General features: G+C 62.8%; 18 protein-coding genes and 1 pseudogene. 11 read left to right on the top strand and 8 right to left on the bottom strand.

The window, feature by feature from the left end; translation table 11 throughout:
• Positions 1-548: pseudogene (locus E3T40_RS14900) on the top strand (IS256 family transposase); the annotation flags it as partial.
• Between the two features lie 220 nt (positions 549-768).
• Here the strand turns inward: E3T40_RS14900 and E3T40_RS14895 are convergent.
• Complete coding sequence (locus tag E3T40_RS14895; protein WP_134544534.1) at positions 769-1,500, bottom strand: dienelactone hydrolase family protein; 732 nt, start codon at positions 1,498-1,500, stop codon at positions 769-771.
• Between the two features lie 245 nt (positions 1,501-1,745).
• On the opposite strand from E3T40_RS14895, the gene E3T40_RS14890 reads away from it, so the two are divergent.
• Together E3T40_RS14890 and E3T40_RS14885 are read left to right on the top strand one after the other, a co-directional pair.
• Complete coding sequence (locus E3T40_RS14890; RefSeq protein ID WP_134544531.1) at positions 1,746-2,279, top strand: DUF488 family protein; 534 nt, start codon at positions 1,746-1,748, stop codon at positions 2,277-2,279.
• Entirely contained in the window at positions 2,276-2,569 is a 294-nt protein-coding gene (locus E3T40_RS14885; RefSeq protein WP_370287940.1) for a DUF2945 domain-containing protein, read from the top strand. The genes E3T40_RS14890 and E3T40_RS14885 overlap by 4 nt, the downstream gene beginning before the upstream one ends.
• Before the next feature lie 40 nt (positions 2,570-2,609).
• Here E3T40_RS14885 and E3T40_RS14880 read toward each other — a convergent pair whose 3' ends face one another.
• Positions 2,610-3,251 carry a DNA-3-methyladenine glycosylase gene (locus E3T40_RS14880; RefSeq protein WP_104101678.1) on the bottom strand — a complete coding sequence of 214 codons (642 nt, stop codon included), beginning with the start codon at positions 3,249-3,251 and terminating at the stop codon, positions 2,610-2,612.
• A gap of 251 nt (positions 3,252-3,502) precedes the next feature.
• Here E3T40_RS14880 and E3T40_RS16760 point away from each other — a divergent pair, with 251 nt between their 5' ends.
• The 3 genes from E3T40_RS16760 to E3T40_RS14865 all read left to right on the top strand — a co-directional run bounded on the left by E3T40_RS16760 (position 3,503) and on the right by E3T40_RS14865 (position 4,930).
• On the top strand, positions 3,503-3,652 hold the full coding sequence (locus E3T40_RS16760; RefSeq protein WP_206750362.1) for a hypothetical protein: 150 nt from the start codon (positions 3,503-3,505) through the stop codon (positions 3,650-3,652).
• Positions 3,653-3,980: 328 nt separating this feature from the next.
• A complete protein-coding gene (locus E3T40_RS14870; RefSeq protein WP_134544528.1) occupies positions 3,981-4,397 on the top strand; it encodes a hypothetical protein in 417 nt (138 codons plus the stop codon).
• A 77-nt stretch (positions 4,398-4,474) separates the two neighbouring features.
• Positions 4,475-4,930 (top strand): SRPBCC family protein, encoded by a 456-nt coding sequence (locus tag E3T40_RS14865; protein WP_104101671.1) that lies wholly within the window; start codon positions 4,475-4,477, stop codon positions 4,928-4,930.
• Positions 4,931-5,253: 323 nt separating this feature from the next.
• On the opposite strand, the gene E3T40_RS14860 is transcribed toward E3T40_RS14865, so the two are convergent.
• The 5 genes from E3T40_RS14860 to E3T40_RS14845 form a co-directional block, all read right to left on the bottom strand.
• Positions 5,254-6,708: a M1 family metallopeptidase gene (locus tag E3T40_RS14860; protein WP_241981799.1), complete on the bottom strand. Its 1,455-nt coding sequence runs from the start codon at positions 6,706-6,708 to the stop codon at positions 5,254-5,256.
• Between the two features lie 689 nt (positions 6,709-7,397).
• On the bottom strand, positions 7,398-7,793 hold the full coding sequence (locus E3T40_RS14855) for a hypothetical protein (protein ID WP_134544525.1): 396 nt from the start codon (positions 7,791-7,793) through the stop codon (positions 7,398-7,400).
• A complete protein-coding gene (locus E3T40_RS17380; RefSeq protein WP_166786656.1) occupies positions 7,790-8,122 on the bottom strand; it encodes a hypothetical protein in 333 nt (110 codons plus the stop codon). The genes E3T40_RS14855 and E3T40_RS17380 overlap by 4 nt, the downstream gene beginning before the upstream one ends.
• A 72-nt stretch (positions 8,123-8,194) precedes the next feature.
• Entirely contained in the window at positions 8,195-8,803 is a 609-nt protein-coding gene (locus E3T40_RS14850; RefSeq protein WP_134544522.1) for a hypothetical protein, read from the bottom strand.
• Positions 8,790-9,356, bottom strand: coding sequence for an RNA polymerase sigma factor (locus E3T40_RS14845; RefSeq protein ID WP_134544520.1), 567 nt, complete (start codon positions 9,354-9,356; stop codon positions 8,790-8,792). Before E3T40_RS14845 ends, E3T40_RS14850 begins: the two co-directional genes overlap by 14 nt.
• Before the next feature lie 231 nt (positions 9,357-9,587).
• Here E3T40_RS14845 and E3T40_RS14840 point away from each other — a divergent pair, with 231 nt between their 5' ends.
• The 5 genes from E3T40_RS14840 to E3T40_RS14820 all read left to right on the top strand — a co-directional run bounded on the left by E3T40_RS14840 (position 9,588) and on the right by E3T40_RS14820 (position 14,045).
• Positions 9,588-9,905 carry a carbonic anhydrase family protein gene (locus tag E3T40_RS14840; protein ID WP_166786655.1) on the top strand — a complete coding sequence of 106 codons (318 nt, stop codon included), beginning with the start codon at positions 9,588-9,590 and terminating at the stop codon, positions 9,903-9,905.
• Positions 9,906-9,917: 12 nt separating this feature from the next.
• On the top strand, positions 9,918-10,346 hold the full coding sequence (locus E3T40_RS14835) for a carbonic anhydrase family protein (RefSeq protein ID WP_134544515.1): 429 nt from the start codon (positions 9,918-9,920) through the stop codon (positions 10,344-10,346).
• A 160-nt stretch (positions 10,347-10,506) separates the two neighbouring features.
• Positions 10,507-10,827: a nucleotide pyrophosphohydrolase gene (locus E3T40_RS14830; protein WP_134544512.1), complete on the top strand. Its 321-nt coding sequence runs from the start codon at positions 10,507-10,509 to the stop codon at positions 10,825-10,827.
• The gene (locus E3T40_RS14825) at positions 10,814-12,595 is read left to right on the top strand and encodes a DUF2075 domain-containing protein (RefSeq protein WP_134544509.1); all 1,782 of its coding nucleotides are present in this window, start codon (positions 10,814-10,816) and stop codon (positions 12,593-12,595) included. Before E3T40_RS14830 ends, E3T40_RS14825 begins: the two co-directional genes overlap by 14 nt.
• A gap of 109 nt (positions 12,596-12,704) precedes the next feature.
• On the top strand, positions 12,705-14,045 hold the full coding sequence (locus tag E3T40_RS14820; RefSeq protein WP_241981797.1) for a DUF1524 domain-containing protein: 1,341 nt from the start codon (positions 12,705-12,707) through the stop codon (positions 14,043-14,045).
• 61 nt (positions 14,046-14,106) lie between these two features.
• On the opposite strand, the gene E3T40_RS14815 is transcribed toward E3T40_RS14820, so the two are convergent.
• Entirely contained in the window at positions 14,107-15,483 is a 1,377-nt protein-coding gene (locus E3T40_RS14815) for a serine hydrolase (RefSeq protein WP_134544506.1), read from the bottom strand.
• Between the last annotated feature and the right edge of the window lie 6 nt (positions 15,484-15,489).

Raw genomic sequence — 15,489 nt, 5'->3', positions numbered from 1 at the left:
GTCGCCGTCGGGTCGACCAGGCGTTGTTCGCGGTCGTGATGGAGGCTTATGTCCACGGCGTCTCGACCCGCAAAGTCGACGACCTGGTCAAGGCCCTCGGAGCTGACACGGGGATCTCGAAGTCGGAGGTGTCCCGGATCTGCGCGGGCCTGGACGCTGAGGTGGCCGAGTTTCGCGACCGCACCCTCGCCGCCCAAGACTTCCCGTACGTGTTCCTCGACGCGACCTACTGCAAAGCGCGCGTCGGGCACCGGATCGTGTCCCAGGCCATTGTCGTCGCGGTCGGCGTGGCTGCCGACGGGCGCCGGGAAGTTCTTGGGTTCGACGTTGGTGACAGCGAGAACGAGGGCTTTTGGACCAGCTTCCTTCGGTCGTTGAAGACCCGCGGTCTCGACGGGGTCAAGCTGGTTATGTCTGACGCGCACACCGGCCTGAAGAAGGCCATCGGGACCGTGTTCCAGGGCGCCGGCTGGCAGCGCTGCCGGGTTCACTTCATGCGCAACGTCCTCGCGGTCGTGCCGAAGGGATCGCAGGAGATGGTCGCCTCGAGCCAGTGCGGGGCAGCGCAGCACGACGCGGCCATTTGCATCGGGCTTCTCCTTGACGTGGAGTTGGAACGCGGTGCGGCTCTTGATGCGCTCCCGGTTTGTTGCTGTATTGATGATGGGCCATTCCGTCCTCATTGGGCCACGTGCATCGCGTATGGCGCTAGGTGTGATGCGCCGGGTGACCGACGAGCGGCACCGGTTACGGAACTGGCTGGCTGTTTTAGCGTAGATGGGTTCTTAGGAAGAGGGATGTTCGTTCGAATGCGTCTGTTGTCTCGTCTGCGGCGTGGCGTGGAAGGTCCGGGTCCAGGGCGAAGCCGTGACGGACTTTGGGGTAAACAACCACCGCGGATTGCGTGGTGTTGTGGGTGAGGATTTCGCGCACCTGTTGGAGGTCGCGGGCCGGGGTGCTGGCGTCTTTGCCGGCATATATTCCCAGCCAGGGTGCCTTGAGCACGCGTACGGCATCGATTCCGCTGAGGATGCAAGGCCAGCGTGGCGAAGCCAGGCCGGCACCGTAGAAGGTGACTGCGGCATCGATGTGCAGTGTTGCTGCCGTCCACAATGCGAGGGTGCCTCCCATGGAGAATCCTATTACTGCTACTTTCTGTGCTCCTTGCGCACGGATCCAGGACAAGGCGCTTTCGATGTCAAATGTGAGCCCTTCCCTCGTGAGGGTGTTGTGGTGACGGCGGGCTTGTGTGAATTTCCCATCGGTGACGACGGGGTCTGCGATGCGGTGGTAGAGGTGCGGCGCGGCGGTGATATAGCCGCAGCCGGCTAGGCGGACGACGAGAGCGGTGACCGGCGCGGAGAGGCCCCAGACCTCGTGGAGCACAATGACCCCAGCCCGGGCTACACCCGTCGGCATCGACACTGTCAGTGGGACACCACCAGCCCCTGCAGTTTCATTCGCATGCGAATGGTCGGAACGGGCCGGGATGGGTTGCATGCTTTCTTCCGTTCATTCAAGACTTCCAGTGACAGCGGCGTCACCGGAGATATCCTCGCCTAGCCCGCGTGAACCGGCGGACTGGAACGAAGAAGCTTCGTCCCTGATCAGGTTACCGACGGCTTCAGGACGGCAACAGGGCGATGCCACCATACGAGGCTGCGCCCTTTATCGCGGAGCCGAGTATCGGGCGCATAAATCTGACATTTCTGATGCGGGCTTCAGCACTGCGGTTCAATGGGAACATGGCTGGAATCTGTGTGTACACGATCGGGCATTCCACTCATCCCATTGATGAGTTCGTTGGAATGTTGAAAGCAAATGGTGTCGAACGACTCATCGACGTTCGCACCGTTCCCGGGTCTCGTCACAACCCACAATTTGGGGAACACGAACTCGACACAAGCATGCCGGAGGCAGGTATTGACTATCAGCGACTTCCCGAGCTAGGCGGGTTACGTCATACTCCGGCGGCAGAAGCATCTATCAACGGAGCCTGGCGTAACAGAAGCTTTCGCAACTACGCCGACTACATGCAAACGCCCGAGTTCAGTGCCGGCATCGACGAGTTGATGGCGCTGACGAAGAAGCAGACGGTGGCAATCATGTGTGCCGAGGCCGTGCCCTGGCGTTGTCACCGATCACTGATCGGAGACGCGTTGCTGGCTCGCGGCCTGCAGGTTGCCGACATCATGAGCCTGACCTCGACCAAGCCCCACACCCTCACCAGCTTCGCGAAAGTCGACGGTAACCGCCTCTGGTATCCACCGGAAGAGTGAAACCCGAGGGTGCCAATCCGAAGCAAGATGGTACAGCGAATACGTTCGAGAGCATCATTATGGCAGTGGAAGGCATACCAATGACAAAAAAATACTCAGTCGGCGATCACGTGCGCTGGAACTCCGAGGCCGGCCATGTGCACGGCACCATCGCGAAAATTCATACGATAGACGTGGAATACAAAGGGCACACTCACCGCTGCAGTCCCGATGATCCGCAGTATGAGATCACGAGTGACACGACCGACCACGTGGCGATGCATAAGGGCGAGGCCCTGACGAAAATATAACCACCCGCGGCCACCAATGCAGACAAACGGCGAGCCACGGTTACGGGCGGCCTGGTTTGTAGGTTGAGACGGATGCCGCATCAGCTAACCAGTATCGCCAGGGGAAATTCGTCGCATTGCCGCCGGGTCCGCTGACGCCAACGCGTGGTCCGGTTCGGTGGGGTAACACCAGGCCATCATCCGGAACGAAAAACTTCCACTGTCCGCCAAAAAGATCGTCACCGTCGTTTGCCAGGGTTGCCCCGAAGGTTTGGGCAACGCAGCCAGGGCCCCGCGCCAAACTGCTACTGGGAAGAGGAACTTTTCGTGGTTTGCTTTCTCGACGGCTGCGGGCAATGGCGGCACCTCCCATCACGTCTCCCGCCCTGATGAGACAACCGTATGGCTGTCCTGGTTGTCCGGCGACGAGGTTCAGCGAGTGGTGCATTCCATAGGTGAAGTAGCAGTAGAGGTGCCCGGCGGGACCAAACATTGTCTTGTTCCGATTCGTCTGGCCCCGATAGGCGTGTGCGCCGGGGTCGCGTTCACCCGCGTACGCCTCGACCTCGGTAATTCGAATGGTCACAATGCCGTCGTCATCGGTGCGTTGAAGGATGCAGCCGAGAATTTCGGGTGCGACATTGAGCACCTCGCGGGCAAAGAACTCTCGGTTCGCTAGATGAAATCCGTTCGGCAAAGTCACTTGGTTATCGTATGCATTCCTGGCGAGCAACGTGCGAACGAGCGTTCAGAGCATCTCAGAAGTTGATCTGGTCTCAACGTCACGCGAAATAATTTTTTGAATGAGCAGCGCAAGAGATGCAGCGGCATGAGACGGTGACGTCGGTTCGTCGTCGTCTCCAACCTCCGCGATTCCTCCAGATCACCGAGATCTCTGTTGCTGTGGCGATTGCCTGGACACCGTTCCCTTTCCTCCCTGGAAACGCTCAGGAATTGCGGTACTACGCGCCGCTGGGCGCACTTCTGAGCATGCACCCAACCCTCATGCGTTCGCTCCGCAGCGCTTTACAAACCCTCGCTGGGCTGGCCTTCGGAATCGCCCTCGCCGGGGCCGTGCTCATCCTGAGCGAGCCCAGCGTTTAGACGATCTGGCTGGTCATCGGCCTCGGCCCCCTTATCGGAGGCATGCGATGGCTTACTGTGGGCGGAGGTCGAGCGGTTGAGCAGTTTTTGAGGCACCCTCGCCACGCACCTCAGCAATATCGGCGTGGCCTTGGTTGGGAGTTGGCCTCCCGAGCGTGAACTCCGGGCGACCAGGGGCAGCGCACTCACGGACGCGGCACGAGACGTTAGGTCGGCTGTGCAACGCGCCGATGAGAGTCGTAAGGGTAACCCTCGCGCTCGTTTCAACCGCAGAAATCTTGTTGTTGACTAGGAGGGCCTCGCGGCCCTGGAGAACGTCACCTTTCACGTGCGCAACCTGACCGAAGTTTTTGCGGGCATGATCTGGGGTAAACCGATTCCCCTTGAGCTGCCGCCCGAACTGCCTCCGGTTCTCAGCGATGCCCTGCACGCAGTCGCAGAAACCTTGCGTGCCCCGGACGATGGCCCGCGTGATAGCGCACCCCTTGATGCCGCCGTAGCGGCAGTCGAGGCGATTCTGCACGGCATGCAAGAGTTGGGTGCCGGGGCGACGTCGCTTATCCCCACGGCCGCGATCGTCATCGATCTGAAGTGCATTTTGGTCGCCCTTCGCCCTGGGACCGAGAGAGATTCTGAAGAGTCTCCCTCGCCCGTCGTTCAGCCCGTCCCATCGCCTGTTCACGCTGCTGAGGTTCCGCGCACAGGAACCTTCTCGTTCCCGCGAGTTTTTCCTTACCCGGGTTGACCTTGGATTAGCCTTCGGTACTGTGAATGGGATTGCAGAAACTATTTCATCCGTCGAATTCGCATTAGGAGGTCATCATGCCCAACGCCATCGAGACTGTCGACGTCAACGTTCCCGTTACCGTCGCGTATAACCAGTGGACAAAATTCGAGGAGTTTCCAAAGTTTCTCAGTTTTGTTGAATCCGTCACGCAGGTGACCGACACTCTCACCGAGTGGAAGGTTAAAGTCGGTGGCGTGGAGCGCGAGTTTGAGGCTCGGATAACTGAGCAGCACCCTGACGAGCGTGTTGCCTGGAACAGCACCGGCGGCCAGGTTGACCACGCGGGAGTTGTCACGTTCCATAAGTTGGCCGCGAACGAGACACGGGTGACGGTACAGCTTGATTGGGAGGCGACAGGGCTGCTTGAGAAGGCTGGGGCCGCTCTCGGTATCGACGATCACGCCATTAAAAAAGACCTCAGGAACTTTAAGGAGTTCATCGAGGCGAAGGGAACCTCCGACGGCGGATGGCGCGGAGATGTGAAGGCCTGACGCTGCCGGAAGACCAACCTCGGCAAGCAGTACTGGATAGAGTCGTCGGTCAACCGGATCAGTGAAGGCAAATATAAAGAAATCGCACCTGAGGCTTCTCAGGAACGATTTCTGGTTTGAGTGGATCTTGCAGTTTTTTGTGGCTGCGAGTTCTTCTTCAGCGCCGTAGCTCCGGCTGTTTTTCTGTTTTCACCTGCGTCGGATGGTCTCGAACGCTGTGTGTTTCACCTTGTCCGGGCGCATGAAGTCAGTCGGGCTCGATTGCTCGGGGCACACCGTGCCGTGTACTTTCGGGTTCTCCTTGCCGGGGACTGCGCTAATGGCTAGGGCATTGCCGGGCGGTCGCCTTCGCGCAACCAGTCGTCGAAGAAAGTCTGGAGTTGCTGGCCTGAGCTCTCTTCCATTACGGCTTCGAATTCCGCAGTGGTCGCATTCGAGTCGTTGTACTCAGTCAGCCACAAGCGGGCGCCGGCGAAGAACGCGTCGTCACCGATCTTCGCGCGCAATGCGTACAGGGTAGCCGCGCCCCGCAGATAGACCGGATTCGCGAAGAGGCTGTCGCGACCCGGGTCTGCGATGTTGAGTGCCCAGCCGTCGTTTGCGTCCAGGTATGCCACCGTGTCGGCGAACTGATTGGAAATTGATGCGGTGCCCTGATGTTCTGCCCACAGCCACTCGATATAGGTCGCCCAGCCTTCGTTCAGCCAGATGTCCTTCCAATCAGACGGGGTCACAGAGTTGCCGAACCACTGGTGCCCCAGTTCGTGCACCACTGTGTTTTCGTCCGCGACCTCGGAGTACACCGGGCGGGTCTGAGTCTCCAGGGCGTAGTCGACCGAGTCGTCGTCGACAATGGCGCCGAACGACTCGAACGGGTATCGCCCGAATTGGGCCTCCAGAAAGGTGATCATCTGGGGCTGCAGCGCGAGTGCCGCCGCCGTTTCTGCAAGGGGCGCGCCCGTCACTCCATCGTCGATCGCATTGATGATCGGCAGACCGTCCGGACTTACGTCGCGGGACAAGGCGTAGTCGCCTACGCTTGCCGTCGACAGGTAGCTGGACATCGGGTCGGATGCCCGCCACGTCCATGTTGTCCAGCCGGCCTTCGTCTTGGGCGCCCCGGCGGGCAGCCCGTTCGCCACAGCTGTCTTACCGGCCGGCACCGTGATGCGGAACCTGTAAGTTGCCTTGTCTTCCGGGTCGTCGTTCACGGGGTACCAGGTCGCCGCTCCATCGGGCTCGTTGACCACCATCGCGCCATCAGCAGTGGTGACCCACCCGTAGAGGGCCCCGGTGGTGTCTAGTGGCCGCCCGGTGATCCCGCCATACTCAATGACGATGGTCGTCGTTTGTCCTGCTTTGAGCTTCGGCCGCAGCCCAACGGTGAGTTCCCAGTATCGGTTTGCATCGTCCTGCTTCTGTGACCACTCGGCGCTGTCTTTGCCTTGCGCTTTCCCGTGCGCCGCCACCTTGCCGTCCACTCGGACCGACGAGACGTCGAGGCCGCGTAAGTCGAAGTTAAGCGACTGCAGATCCTGCTTCGCGCGGAGTGTGATGGTCGCGACGCCGCTGAGGCGGCCTGTGAGGACCGTGGGTTCCGTCGGCGGCATGTAGCGAAGGGCGAGGTCGTAGTGCTGGACGTCGTACCCGCCGTTGCCGGCGTTGGGGAAGTACGCGTCACCGCTTCCAGCCGCGCCGGCCGTAGAGAGCGCCCCGTCCTTCCCAAGGGAGACCTGCGCCGTCTCACTGAATGCGCCAGACCTGACCGTTGTCGGCACGATTGCGACCGCTGGAGCTAACGTCGCCCTAGCGTCGGACGCGTTGGGGGTTACTACTGTTCCGGTTCCGCAGGAGGCCAGAGCGAACACGGATAACCCCGCGAGTGCGACGGTTGTGAGCCTTCTCAATGAATCCAAGGGACATCCCCTTTGTTGGGAGTGAGGTCGAATATGGACTGGCTGGACTGGAGAAAAGCGTGAAGACGATGGTTAAATTCAGGGAATCCACAACTTAGTGCCCATCTCCGGCAACATCAACCGCGCTCATGGAATTGGCGCAGCAAGCACAGTGCACCCGGCATCGTTGCTCCCGCGAGTGGATGTCCGTGGGATCGTGACGCGGGCTCGTCGCGTTGGTTGCCTACGTCGGTGAGTACGCGACTTGAGTCGGCGGCCACTTCCATGCGGTTACGGCAATGGCGATGAGAAGTACCACTTCGATGAAGCTACCGAGGAGGTAGTAGACCCATGAGTCGCGAATGGCCAGACAGGATGAAGACCCAGAGAGAAGGGCGGTCGATGTTAGCTGAGAGCCCAGAGAGGCAGGGTTCCGACGAAGAGACCCAGGGTCATGAGCGCGATCGCCGACGGATGTGACGCTGGGACGTCTCCGGTTCCGAGTCTGTTGGTGATGCGGGCCAGGAGCGCATGGGTTCGTTGGCGAGAGAGCAGGCCGATGACTAGGAGCACTAGGCAGGGTAGGCAGTAGCGGCCGTGAATAGTGCGCCAAAAGGGAATGCAGTCCACGGGGTGAACCACGCGGGCAGTTCGATGGGTTTGCGGGGTCGGGTTCGGAAGCGTCGAACGCCAGCGATAACCACCGCGGCTCCCGCTGCCCCGAAGGCGACATAGCGCAGCGCGAGCACAATGCCGCCGACGGCGCCTGCGGCTGCGCTAGCGCCGAGAAACAGTGCTGCATTCGCCACGAACACGGTTGTGGCCGCGCCGAGAATGGTCACCAGTGCCTTTAGTCCGGGCCGACTGGGTGCAACAAGCAGGATGAGTGTGACGGCGACGATGGTCGCCGGATTGAAGGCGTCGAGAGCCGCTAGGCCGGCAATCGCGCCCAGTAGCGCTCCACTCATTGTCTTGACGCACCACCGGGTCGAGGGATCAGGGCGTCGAGGAGTGCGTCGAGTTGTGCGGGGGTGGGGGCAGGCTCGATGCCGGCGATCACGTTGGCTGCGAGTCCGTCACCGACGAGGCGGATCACCCGTGCGCGTGTTGCGTCGCCCGTTTCCTTCTGAATCATGGCCTCCCACCGAGAGCCGGCTTCCTGCGCGGCGGCAGCGACGTCATCACGGTCGGTCGGACATCGTTGTTGATCGGCCAGGAGATTATCCCGGCGCAGCAGTGAGTTACTGTCGCATCCGGCAAACTCGTTTTCTTCCGGGGCACGACACAACGGTCTCACTGACCGCCGCGGGGTCCGAAACCAGATGTGACGATTCCGGCACCGGTCCCGTCATCCGCTCGCGGGCGTGGATCAGCCAGGGAACGCTGCGTCGTAGACCGCGCGAAGCTCAGCGCTGTCGGCACCGGTGACGCCGCAGCCGGTGATCGTTCCATCGACTGCGCCGACGAGGTAGCTCTGGCCGACCACGAAGGGCACGCCCGAGAAGTCGGAGGTCATCGCGTCGACCTGCGTTACCTCCACGCGGTCGGCGACGTCGCCAGCGAAGCGCTCCCTGACCTCCAGCAGAACGGTGTCGCCCTGGATCTGCAGCACCGTCGCGGCGAACGCCTGCTCCTGCGCCGCGACGGTCGCCGGCTCGAGCCTGAGGCAGCTGCCGCTCGCGAGGCCTCCGTCCATGGGAGGCTGTAACGCCTCGACGGTGGGCTCCGGGCCGCCGACGACGAGGGGCACGACGATTGCGGCGGCGATGGCGAGGCCGGAGGCGATGCCAACCACCGGCATCCAACGCCGCAAGGCGCGTCGCGGCGCCGTGGGGGTGACGGTCGTGGTGCCAGGGGATTGGTCGGTCATGATCTGCTCCATTCTGTGGTCGAGCCATGTCGGCGAGGCAGGGGGCAGCGTGCGGGCCGGATCGGCGGCACGCAGCTGATCGCGCAGCGCACGGTCATCGTCGTGCATCTTCGCTCCCTTCGTCGTACGGTACATGTCCGGTCGGGTCGCCGGATTTCAGTAGCTCCTGCTTGAGGCGAGCCTTCGCACGGTGTAGGCGGATCGCCGCTGCGTTCGCGCTGATGCCGAGCACGACGGCAATCTGCGGGCTCTTCAGCTCGTCCCATGCCCACAGCCGCAGGATCTCCGCGTCGTTTCGACGCAGGCCGGCGAGGGCGGTGGTCACGCGGGCCGTCTTGGCGGCGCTATCGACGGTGGATGCTGCGGGGTTCTCGTCCGCAGCGGCCGGCGGCGGGTCGATGGCAATGATGCGGCCGATGAGACGGATGCGCCGACGCTCGGCGCGTTGAGCGTTGCTGAGGCACTGTCGAGCGACGACGATCGCCCAGGGGAGTGCGTCGTCGGGCACCTCGTCGAGGCGGCGCCAGCACACCAGCAGGGTGTCGCCGATCACGTCGTCGGCCGTCGCGGCGTCGGTGCGGCGGTGCAAATAGCGGCGCACGGGGTCGACGACGAGCACGACGAGGTTACGCATCCGCTTCTCGCGCTCGGTGTCGGTCACAACTCTCATACTGAGGGATGTCCGGCAGGGGCGCGGGGATTTCAGGCGAGGTGCTTTCGCACTGCAGGAGATCGGCGATGACCGTAGGCCGGGTGCAGCGAGAGGATAATTCGGGAAGGCGGCTCTGTCACAAGAGTGGTCACGCCACATGTTCGGTGTGGCGTTTTTCCATGCCGTTTTCCAGGAGGTCCCCTGTCCGCACGACCCTGGCTCATCACCTCCGCTCTCACGGTGGCCGCCATCACCCTTGTCGGCTGCGCCCAGCCCTCGACGGAGTCGAGCAAGCCACCGGTGGCGGAGCCGGCGCGATGGTCTTGCGACGGCGCGAGCGGCCCGGCATCGTGGGCGGAGCTGGACCCCGGCTTCGCGGCCTGCGGCGTGGGCAACGCCCAGTCCCCGATCGACCTGCCCGCGACCGTGCCCGCACCGAGCTCGGTCATCCAGCTGAGCGCGGAGGACGCGGAGGCCGATGTGTTCGACACCGGGCACGCGGTGGAGTTCGAGGCCGACGGCGAGGGCGAGACCCTGACTTTCGCCGGCGACGAGTAAAGTCTGCAGCAGATGCACGCCCACGTGCCGTCGGAGCGCACCGTGAACGGCCTGCCGGCGGCGGCCGAGCTGCACCTGGTGCACGCGGATGCAGCTGGCAATCCACTGGTGCTGGGCATCCTCGTGACCGAGGGGCAAACATCCGGCGCCCTGGCGCCGTTCGTCGACGCGGCCACGCATTTGGCTGACGATGAGGACGTGACAATGGATATCGCGGCCGTGCTGCCGCGGTCGCTGGAGAACTACGAGTACTCGGGCGGCCTGACCACACCGCCGTGCACCGAGGACGTGCAGTGGGTCGTGATGAGCACGCCGATCTCGATGTCGGCGGAGCAGATCGGCACACTTGAAGGCGCACACAGTCACAATGCACGGCCGACGCAGCCGCTGGGGGACCGGGATGTGGTTGGCGGATCCGCGAAGCTCGGGATCGAGGGGTAGCGGCCGGGTCGTTCCGGGCCAGCGCGCCGGGGCTTCCGGGCCCGGAACCCATAAGTGGCGATTGCGGGCAGGCTGAAGTTGGCCAGCAGCAAGGCTTCGCTGGAAGGCCTCGCATCCGCCGCCAAAGTCCGATGGAACTCGACACTGCTAGGTTTGCGGCATGGACGAAATTTCAGTCCGCGACGAAATCGCAGCCTTCGTCGCCGAGCGTAATTGGGCGCAGTTTCACAGCCACGAGAACCTGGCGAAGAGCATCGCCATCGAAGCCGGTGAACTACTCGAGTGCTTCCAATGGAATGCCGAGGGCGACACAGATCGGGTGCGTGATGAACTTGCCGACGTGCTCACCTACTGCATCCTGCTTGCCGACCGCCTCGGGGTCGATCCGAATCAAATTGTTCTTGACAAGCTGGCGAAGACACGCAAGAAGTATCCGGTCGACAAATCGCGGGGGCGCAGCACCAAATATGACGTCCTTTGAAATCGAGCGCTTCGACTTCACCAAGGAAGCGGTCCGCGCGTGGGCGCCACTCGACGACCGCAACACGAACTGGCCGGTTGTCTATGTATTAGACGACGCCAAGATCAGGAGAAAGCCCTCGATCAGGGGCGGACTCAACGATGTATACGTGGGGGAGTCGCGGAACGCTGCGGCACGAATGCGCCAGCATTTCGACTCGTCCGAGAAGAAGCACCTGAGCACAGTTCGGGTCATCGTTGACGCGACGTTCAACAAGTCCGTGTGCCTCGATCTGGAGTCGTACCTCATTCGGATGCTCGCCGGCGATGGCGTCTACCGCGTACTCAACCGCAATGATGGAATCACCGAGGCGGACTACTTCGACCGCGGCCGTTACCGCGAGACTTTCCGCGAGGTGTTCGACGAGCTCAGGCGAGACGGGGTCTTCACCCGGAGCATTCCCGCGATCGAAAACAGCGACCTCTTCAAGCTGTCACCGTTCAAGGCGCTCTCGCAGGACCAGGCCGTCGCCGTCGACGGCATCCTCGAGGGGCTCTTCGACGATCTGGAGGCCGGCACCGACAGCACGATCGTCGTGCAGGGTGACCCGGGCACCGGCAAGACCGTGGTCGCCATCTACCTGCTCAAGCTGCTCGTCGACATTGCGGCCTCGACGCCCGGCGATGACTTGGACAGCGACTCCCTGTTCTCCGAGTTCTTCGTGCCGGGCTATCGGGAGCTCCTCACCGACATCCGGATCGGTCTGGTGGTGCCGCAGCAGTCGCTGCGCGAGTCTATCAAGAAGGTGTTCCGCAAGACGCCGGGGCTGCGGCCGGAGATGGTCATGACCGCGTTCGAGGTCGGATTCGCCGAGGAAGAATTCGACCTGCTCATCGTCGACGAATCCCACCGTCTGAATCAGCGAGCCAATCAACCCTCTGGTGTCCAAAACAGGAACTTCAGCCTCATCACCCAGAAGCTTTTCGGGAGCGACGACAAGACGAAGACCCAGCTTGATTGGATCACGGCGAAGAGCAAGCATCAGATCTTCCTGCTGGACGCGGCGCAGAGTGTTCGCCCGGCCGATGTGCCTGCAGAACTGCTGAACAGCCTCGTGCTCGAAGCGCGCCTGACGAAACGTCACTATCCGCTGATGTCGCAAATGCGAGTGCAGGCGGGTTCGGACTATGTCGGCTATGTCAGGCGCATTCTCGGCGCGACGACCGTGATCAGCCGGCCGCAAGCGGTGGCTCCTGAGCTTTTCGAGGGCTACGACTTTCGGCTGTTCGCCAGCCTCGTGGAGATGCGCGCGGAGATCCGTCGCAGGGATGCCGAGGTCGGCCTCTCACGCTTGCTCGCCGGCTACGCGTGGGCCTGGAAGACCAAGACCGACAAGACCGCGTTTGACATTGAGGTCGGCGACTGTCAGTTGCGCTGGAACAGCACGCAGACCGACTGGATTGCCTCACCGAAGTCCGTGGACGAAGTGGGCTCGATCCATACCGTGCAGGGGTATGACCTCAATTACGCCGGCGTGATCATCGGCCCGGACCTTCGCTACGACGCCAGGGAGAGCAAGCTGGTTATCGATCGGGGCTCGTACTTCGACAAGAAGGGCAAGGAGAACAACGACGTCCTCGGCAAGAAGTACACCGACGACGACCTCCTGCGGTTCATCACCAACATCTATGCGGTTCTTCTGACCCGTGGCATCCGGGGGACTTACGTCTACGTCTGCGACCCAGCACTTCGCGCCTATCTGCGGGGATTCATACCGAACGCTGTGTAACTGGAACTTGCTGGTTCCCCGTTCTGGGGTGTTCGCCTGGTGATCGGCTAATCCCTGCCTCCAATACGTTTCAGATAGGCGTGTCTGCACTCTCGTCGAGCGCTTTGAAATGGGGGATCAGATGATGAAATTTGGCAGGAAAAAACCGGAGCCAACGAAGACTGTCATCAGCACGCCACCCACCACCAAAACGAAGTGGTCCAAGCCGACTCTCAGCACTGGGATCCTCGGCGGCCTGGTCGCTTTCTTCGCTCTGATGTACGCCATCGTCGGTGGATTCCCTGCAACGCTCGTCATTCTTGGAATGGCTGCCATGGTTACGGGGGTGTATGCGATCAGTGGTCGCCAGCTGTGGGCATCAATTCCTACCCGAAAGACAGCTGCACTCGCGCTGGCCGCCAGCCTCGTGTTCTTCATCTCAGGGGGGGTCGCTGCTGCGGCACCAGATGCAGGTGAAACTGCTGTGGCTGAGCAGCCCACGGCTAGCGCGACACCGACTCAGACTCCGACTCCGACTCCGACCCCCGCACCAACACCGGGGACAGAATTCTCGGAAGAAGCACCGGTCGATCCCTCGACAGTCTCCGCTCCAGCTGAGGCCGCATCAGTCGTCACCGTTGATACGAGCTCCACCGATACGACAGCGTTGGCGCTCCTCGCAACCATCCCCGTCAAAGGCAAGGCAGCGAAGACCGGCTACGAGCGCACCGGCATGTTCGGCTCCGCCTGGATAGACGTGGACCGCAACGGATGCGACACCCGTAACGACATCCTCGCTCGAGACTTGAGCCCTACGACCAAGTCGGGGACCTGTCGGGTGATGACCGGTTACTTCGTCTCGCCGTACACCGCCACGCCAATCGCCTTCGTTCGGGGTCAGGACACGTCAGCGTTGGTCCAGATCGACCATGTAGTCGCTCTGTCGAATGCGTGGCAGACGGGCGCTCAGCAGCTCACTCAGGCTCAGCGCGTTTCTCTGGCCAACGATCCCATGAATCTCCTCGCTGTCGACGGTCGCTCCAACGCTCAAAAGGGCGACGGCGATACCGCCACCTGGTTGCCGTCGAACAAGGCGATCCGCTGTGGCTACGTCGCACGTCAGGTGTCCGTCAAGGCGACGTATGGACTGTGGGTCACTCAGGCAGAGCACGACGCCATGACCAGCATCCTCGGCTCCTGCACTGGTGAAATGGCACTGACCTCCTCGTTCACGCCGGCACCAGCTCCGGTTGTTATTGCCCCGCCGGCTCCGGCACCCGCTCCTGCTCCAGCACCGGCACCCGCTCCTGCACCTGCTCCTGCACCTGCTCCTGCACCCGCACCTGTCGAGGTCACCTACGCGAACTGCGACGCTGTGCGCGCTGCGGGAGCGGCACCGCTGTATGCGGGAGAACCGGGTTACGCACCCAAACTCGACCGCGACGGTGACGGCATTGGCTGCGACACCTGATGAATCACTGACTTCATTCTGGACGACCTCACTGGTCGCGAAACCACGCGGATCTGCACAGCTACCGGCTGACCAGGCGAGTAGGGGGCGGATCCCCGAACGCCACGCTCTGCTCGATGTCGAGGGTCAACGCGTCATCCCGAAACTCGAGCGTGTACGTGCGCGAGAACGGCGTGCCCACGTTGTGCGCCCGCACGACCAGAGTGCTGGGGGAGACCCACGCGCCGCTCGCCAGTACCCGGGCATCGGCGGATGCCACCCATTCGCCGTGGCCGAAGGCTAGCCGCCGGCCCACGCCGCCACGGATGATCGTGAGCAGTCCCGGCTCGAAAGTTACCGCGGTCACGTCCGCATCGTCGAAGTCGAAGCGGACGCCCGCCACCCGCGCCGCCGTCTGTGACGTGGGTTCGCCCACGACGGTCGGCAGGGTGAGGCCCGCCAGCTTTCCGGCAAGACCACTCGGTATCTCTGCGAGCGGCTGGTCGGTGAAAGCGGGCAGCAGGTGTTCCCAGACGAGATCGAGCGCGCGCTGCGCGGCCGGGAGCGCCGCAGTCAGCACGACCACGGCATCCGTTTCTGGAAGCACGAGGCAGACCTGACCGAACGCTCCGTCAGCGCGGTAACCGGTCGGCCGGTTCCGCCAGAACTGGTAGCCGTAGCCCTGACGGCCGTCGACGTCGTGCTCGGTGCCCGACGTGTCCACCTGCACCCGGGTGGCCTCGTCGATCCACTCCGCCGGCACGAGTCGCGTGCCGTTCCATTCGCCGCGTTGCAGCAGCAGCTGGCCGAAGGTCGCGAGCTGCTCGGTCGTGAGGGAGAGCCCCCAGCCGCCGGCGTCGATGCCGCGCGGGCAGGACTCCCACGTGGCGCCGATGATGCCGAGCGGGTCGAACAGCCGCGGGGTGAGGTAGTCGAACAGACGCTCTCCGGTGAGCCGCTGCAGGATCGCCGAGAGCAGGTAGCTCGCGCCGCTGTTGTAGACGTAGTGGGTGCCCGGCGCGAACTCGAGGGGCTGGGCCAGGATGGTGCGCGCCCAGTTGTCACCGTGCGAGTCGTCGGCGAGGGACACCGTATCGGTCGGATGCCCCGTGGTCATGGTGAGCAGATGGCGCACAGTCAGCGCGGCCAGGTGCGGGTGGATCTGCTTGGGCAGGTCGTCTGGTAGCAGGTCGACGACGAGGTCGTCGAGCGTGAGCCGGCCCTCGCCGATGGCGAGCCCGACGGCGGTCGAGGTGAAGCTCTTGCTCACCGAGAACATGAGGTGCGGATGCTGCGCCGCGAAGGGATACCACCAGCCCTCCGCAATGACGCAACCGTGTCGAACGACCATGAGGCTGTGCAGGCTCTCGAGCTGCGCCTCCGCCGCGGCGATGAAATCGAGAATGGCGGCGGAGGAGATTCCCTCGGCCTCGGGGGTGCTGCGGGGGAGCGGGGTCATGGTTCA

Source organism: Cryobacterium sp. TMT1-19 (assembly GCF_004403055.1).
Taxonomy (GTDB): Bacteria; Actinomycetota; Actinomycetes; order Actinomycetales; family Microbacteriaceae; genus Cryobacterium; species Cryobacterium sandaracinum.
Note: the sequence above shows the minus strand (reverse complement) of the source record. Positions and strands in the feature narration are given on the sequence as shown.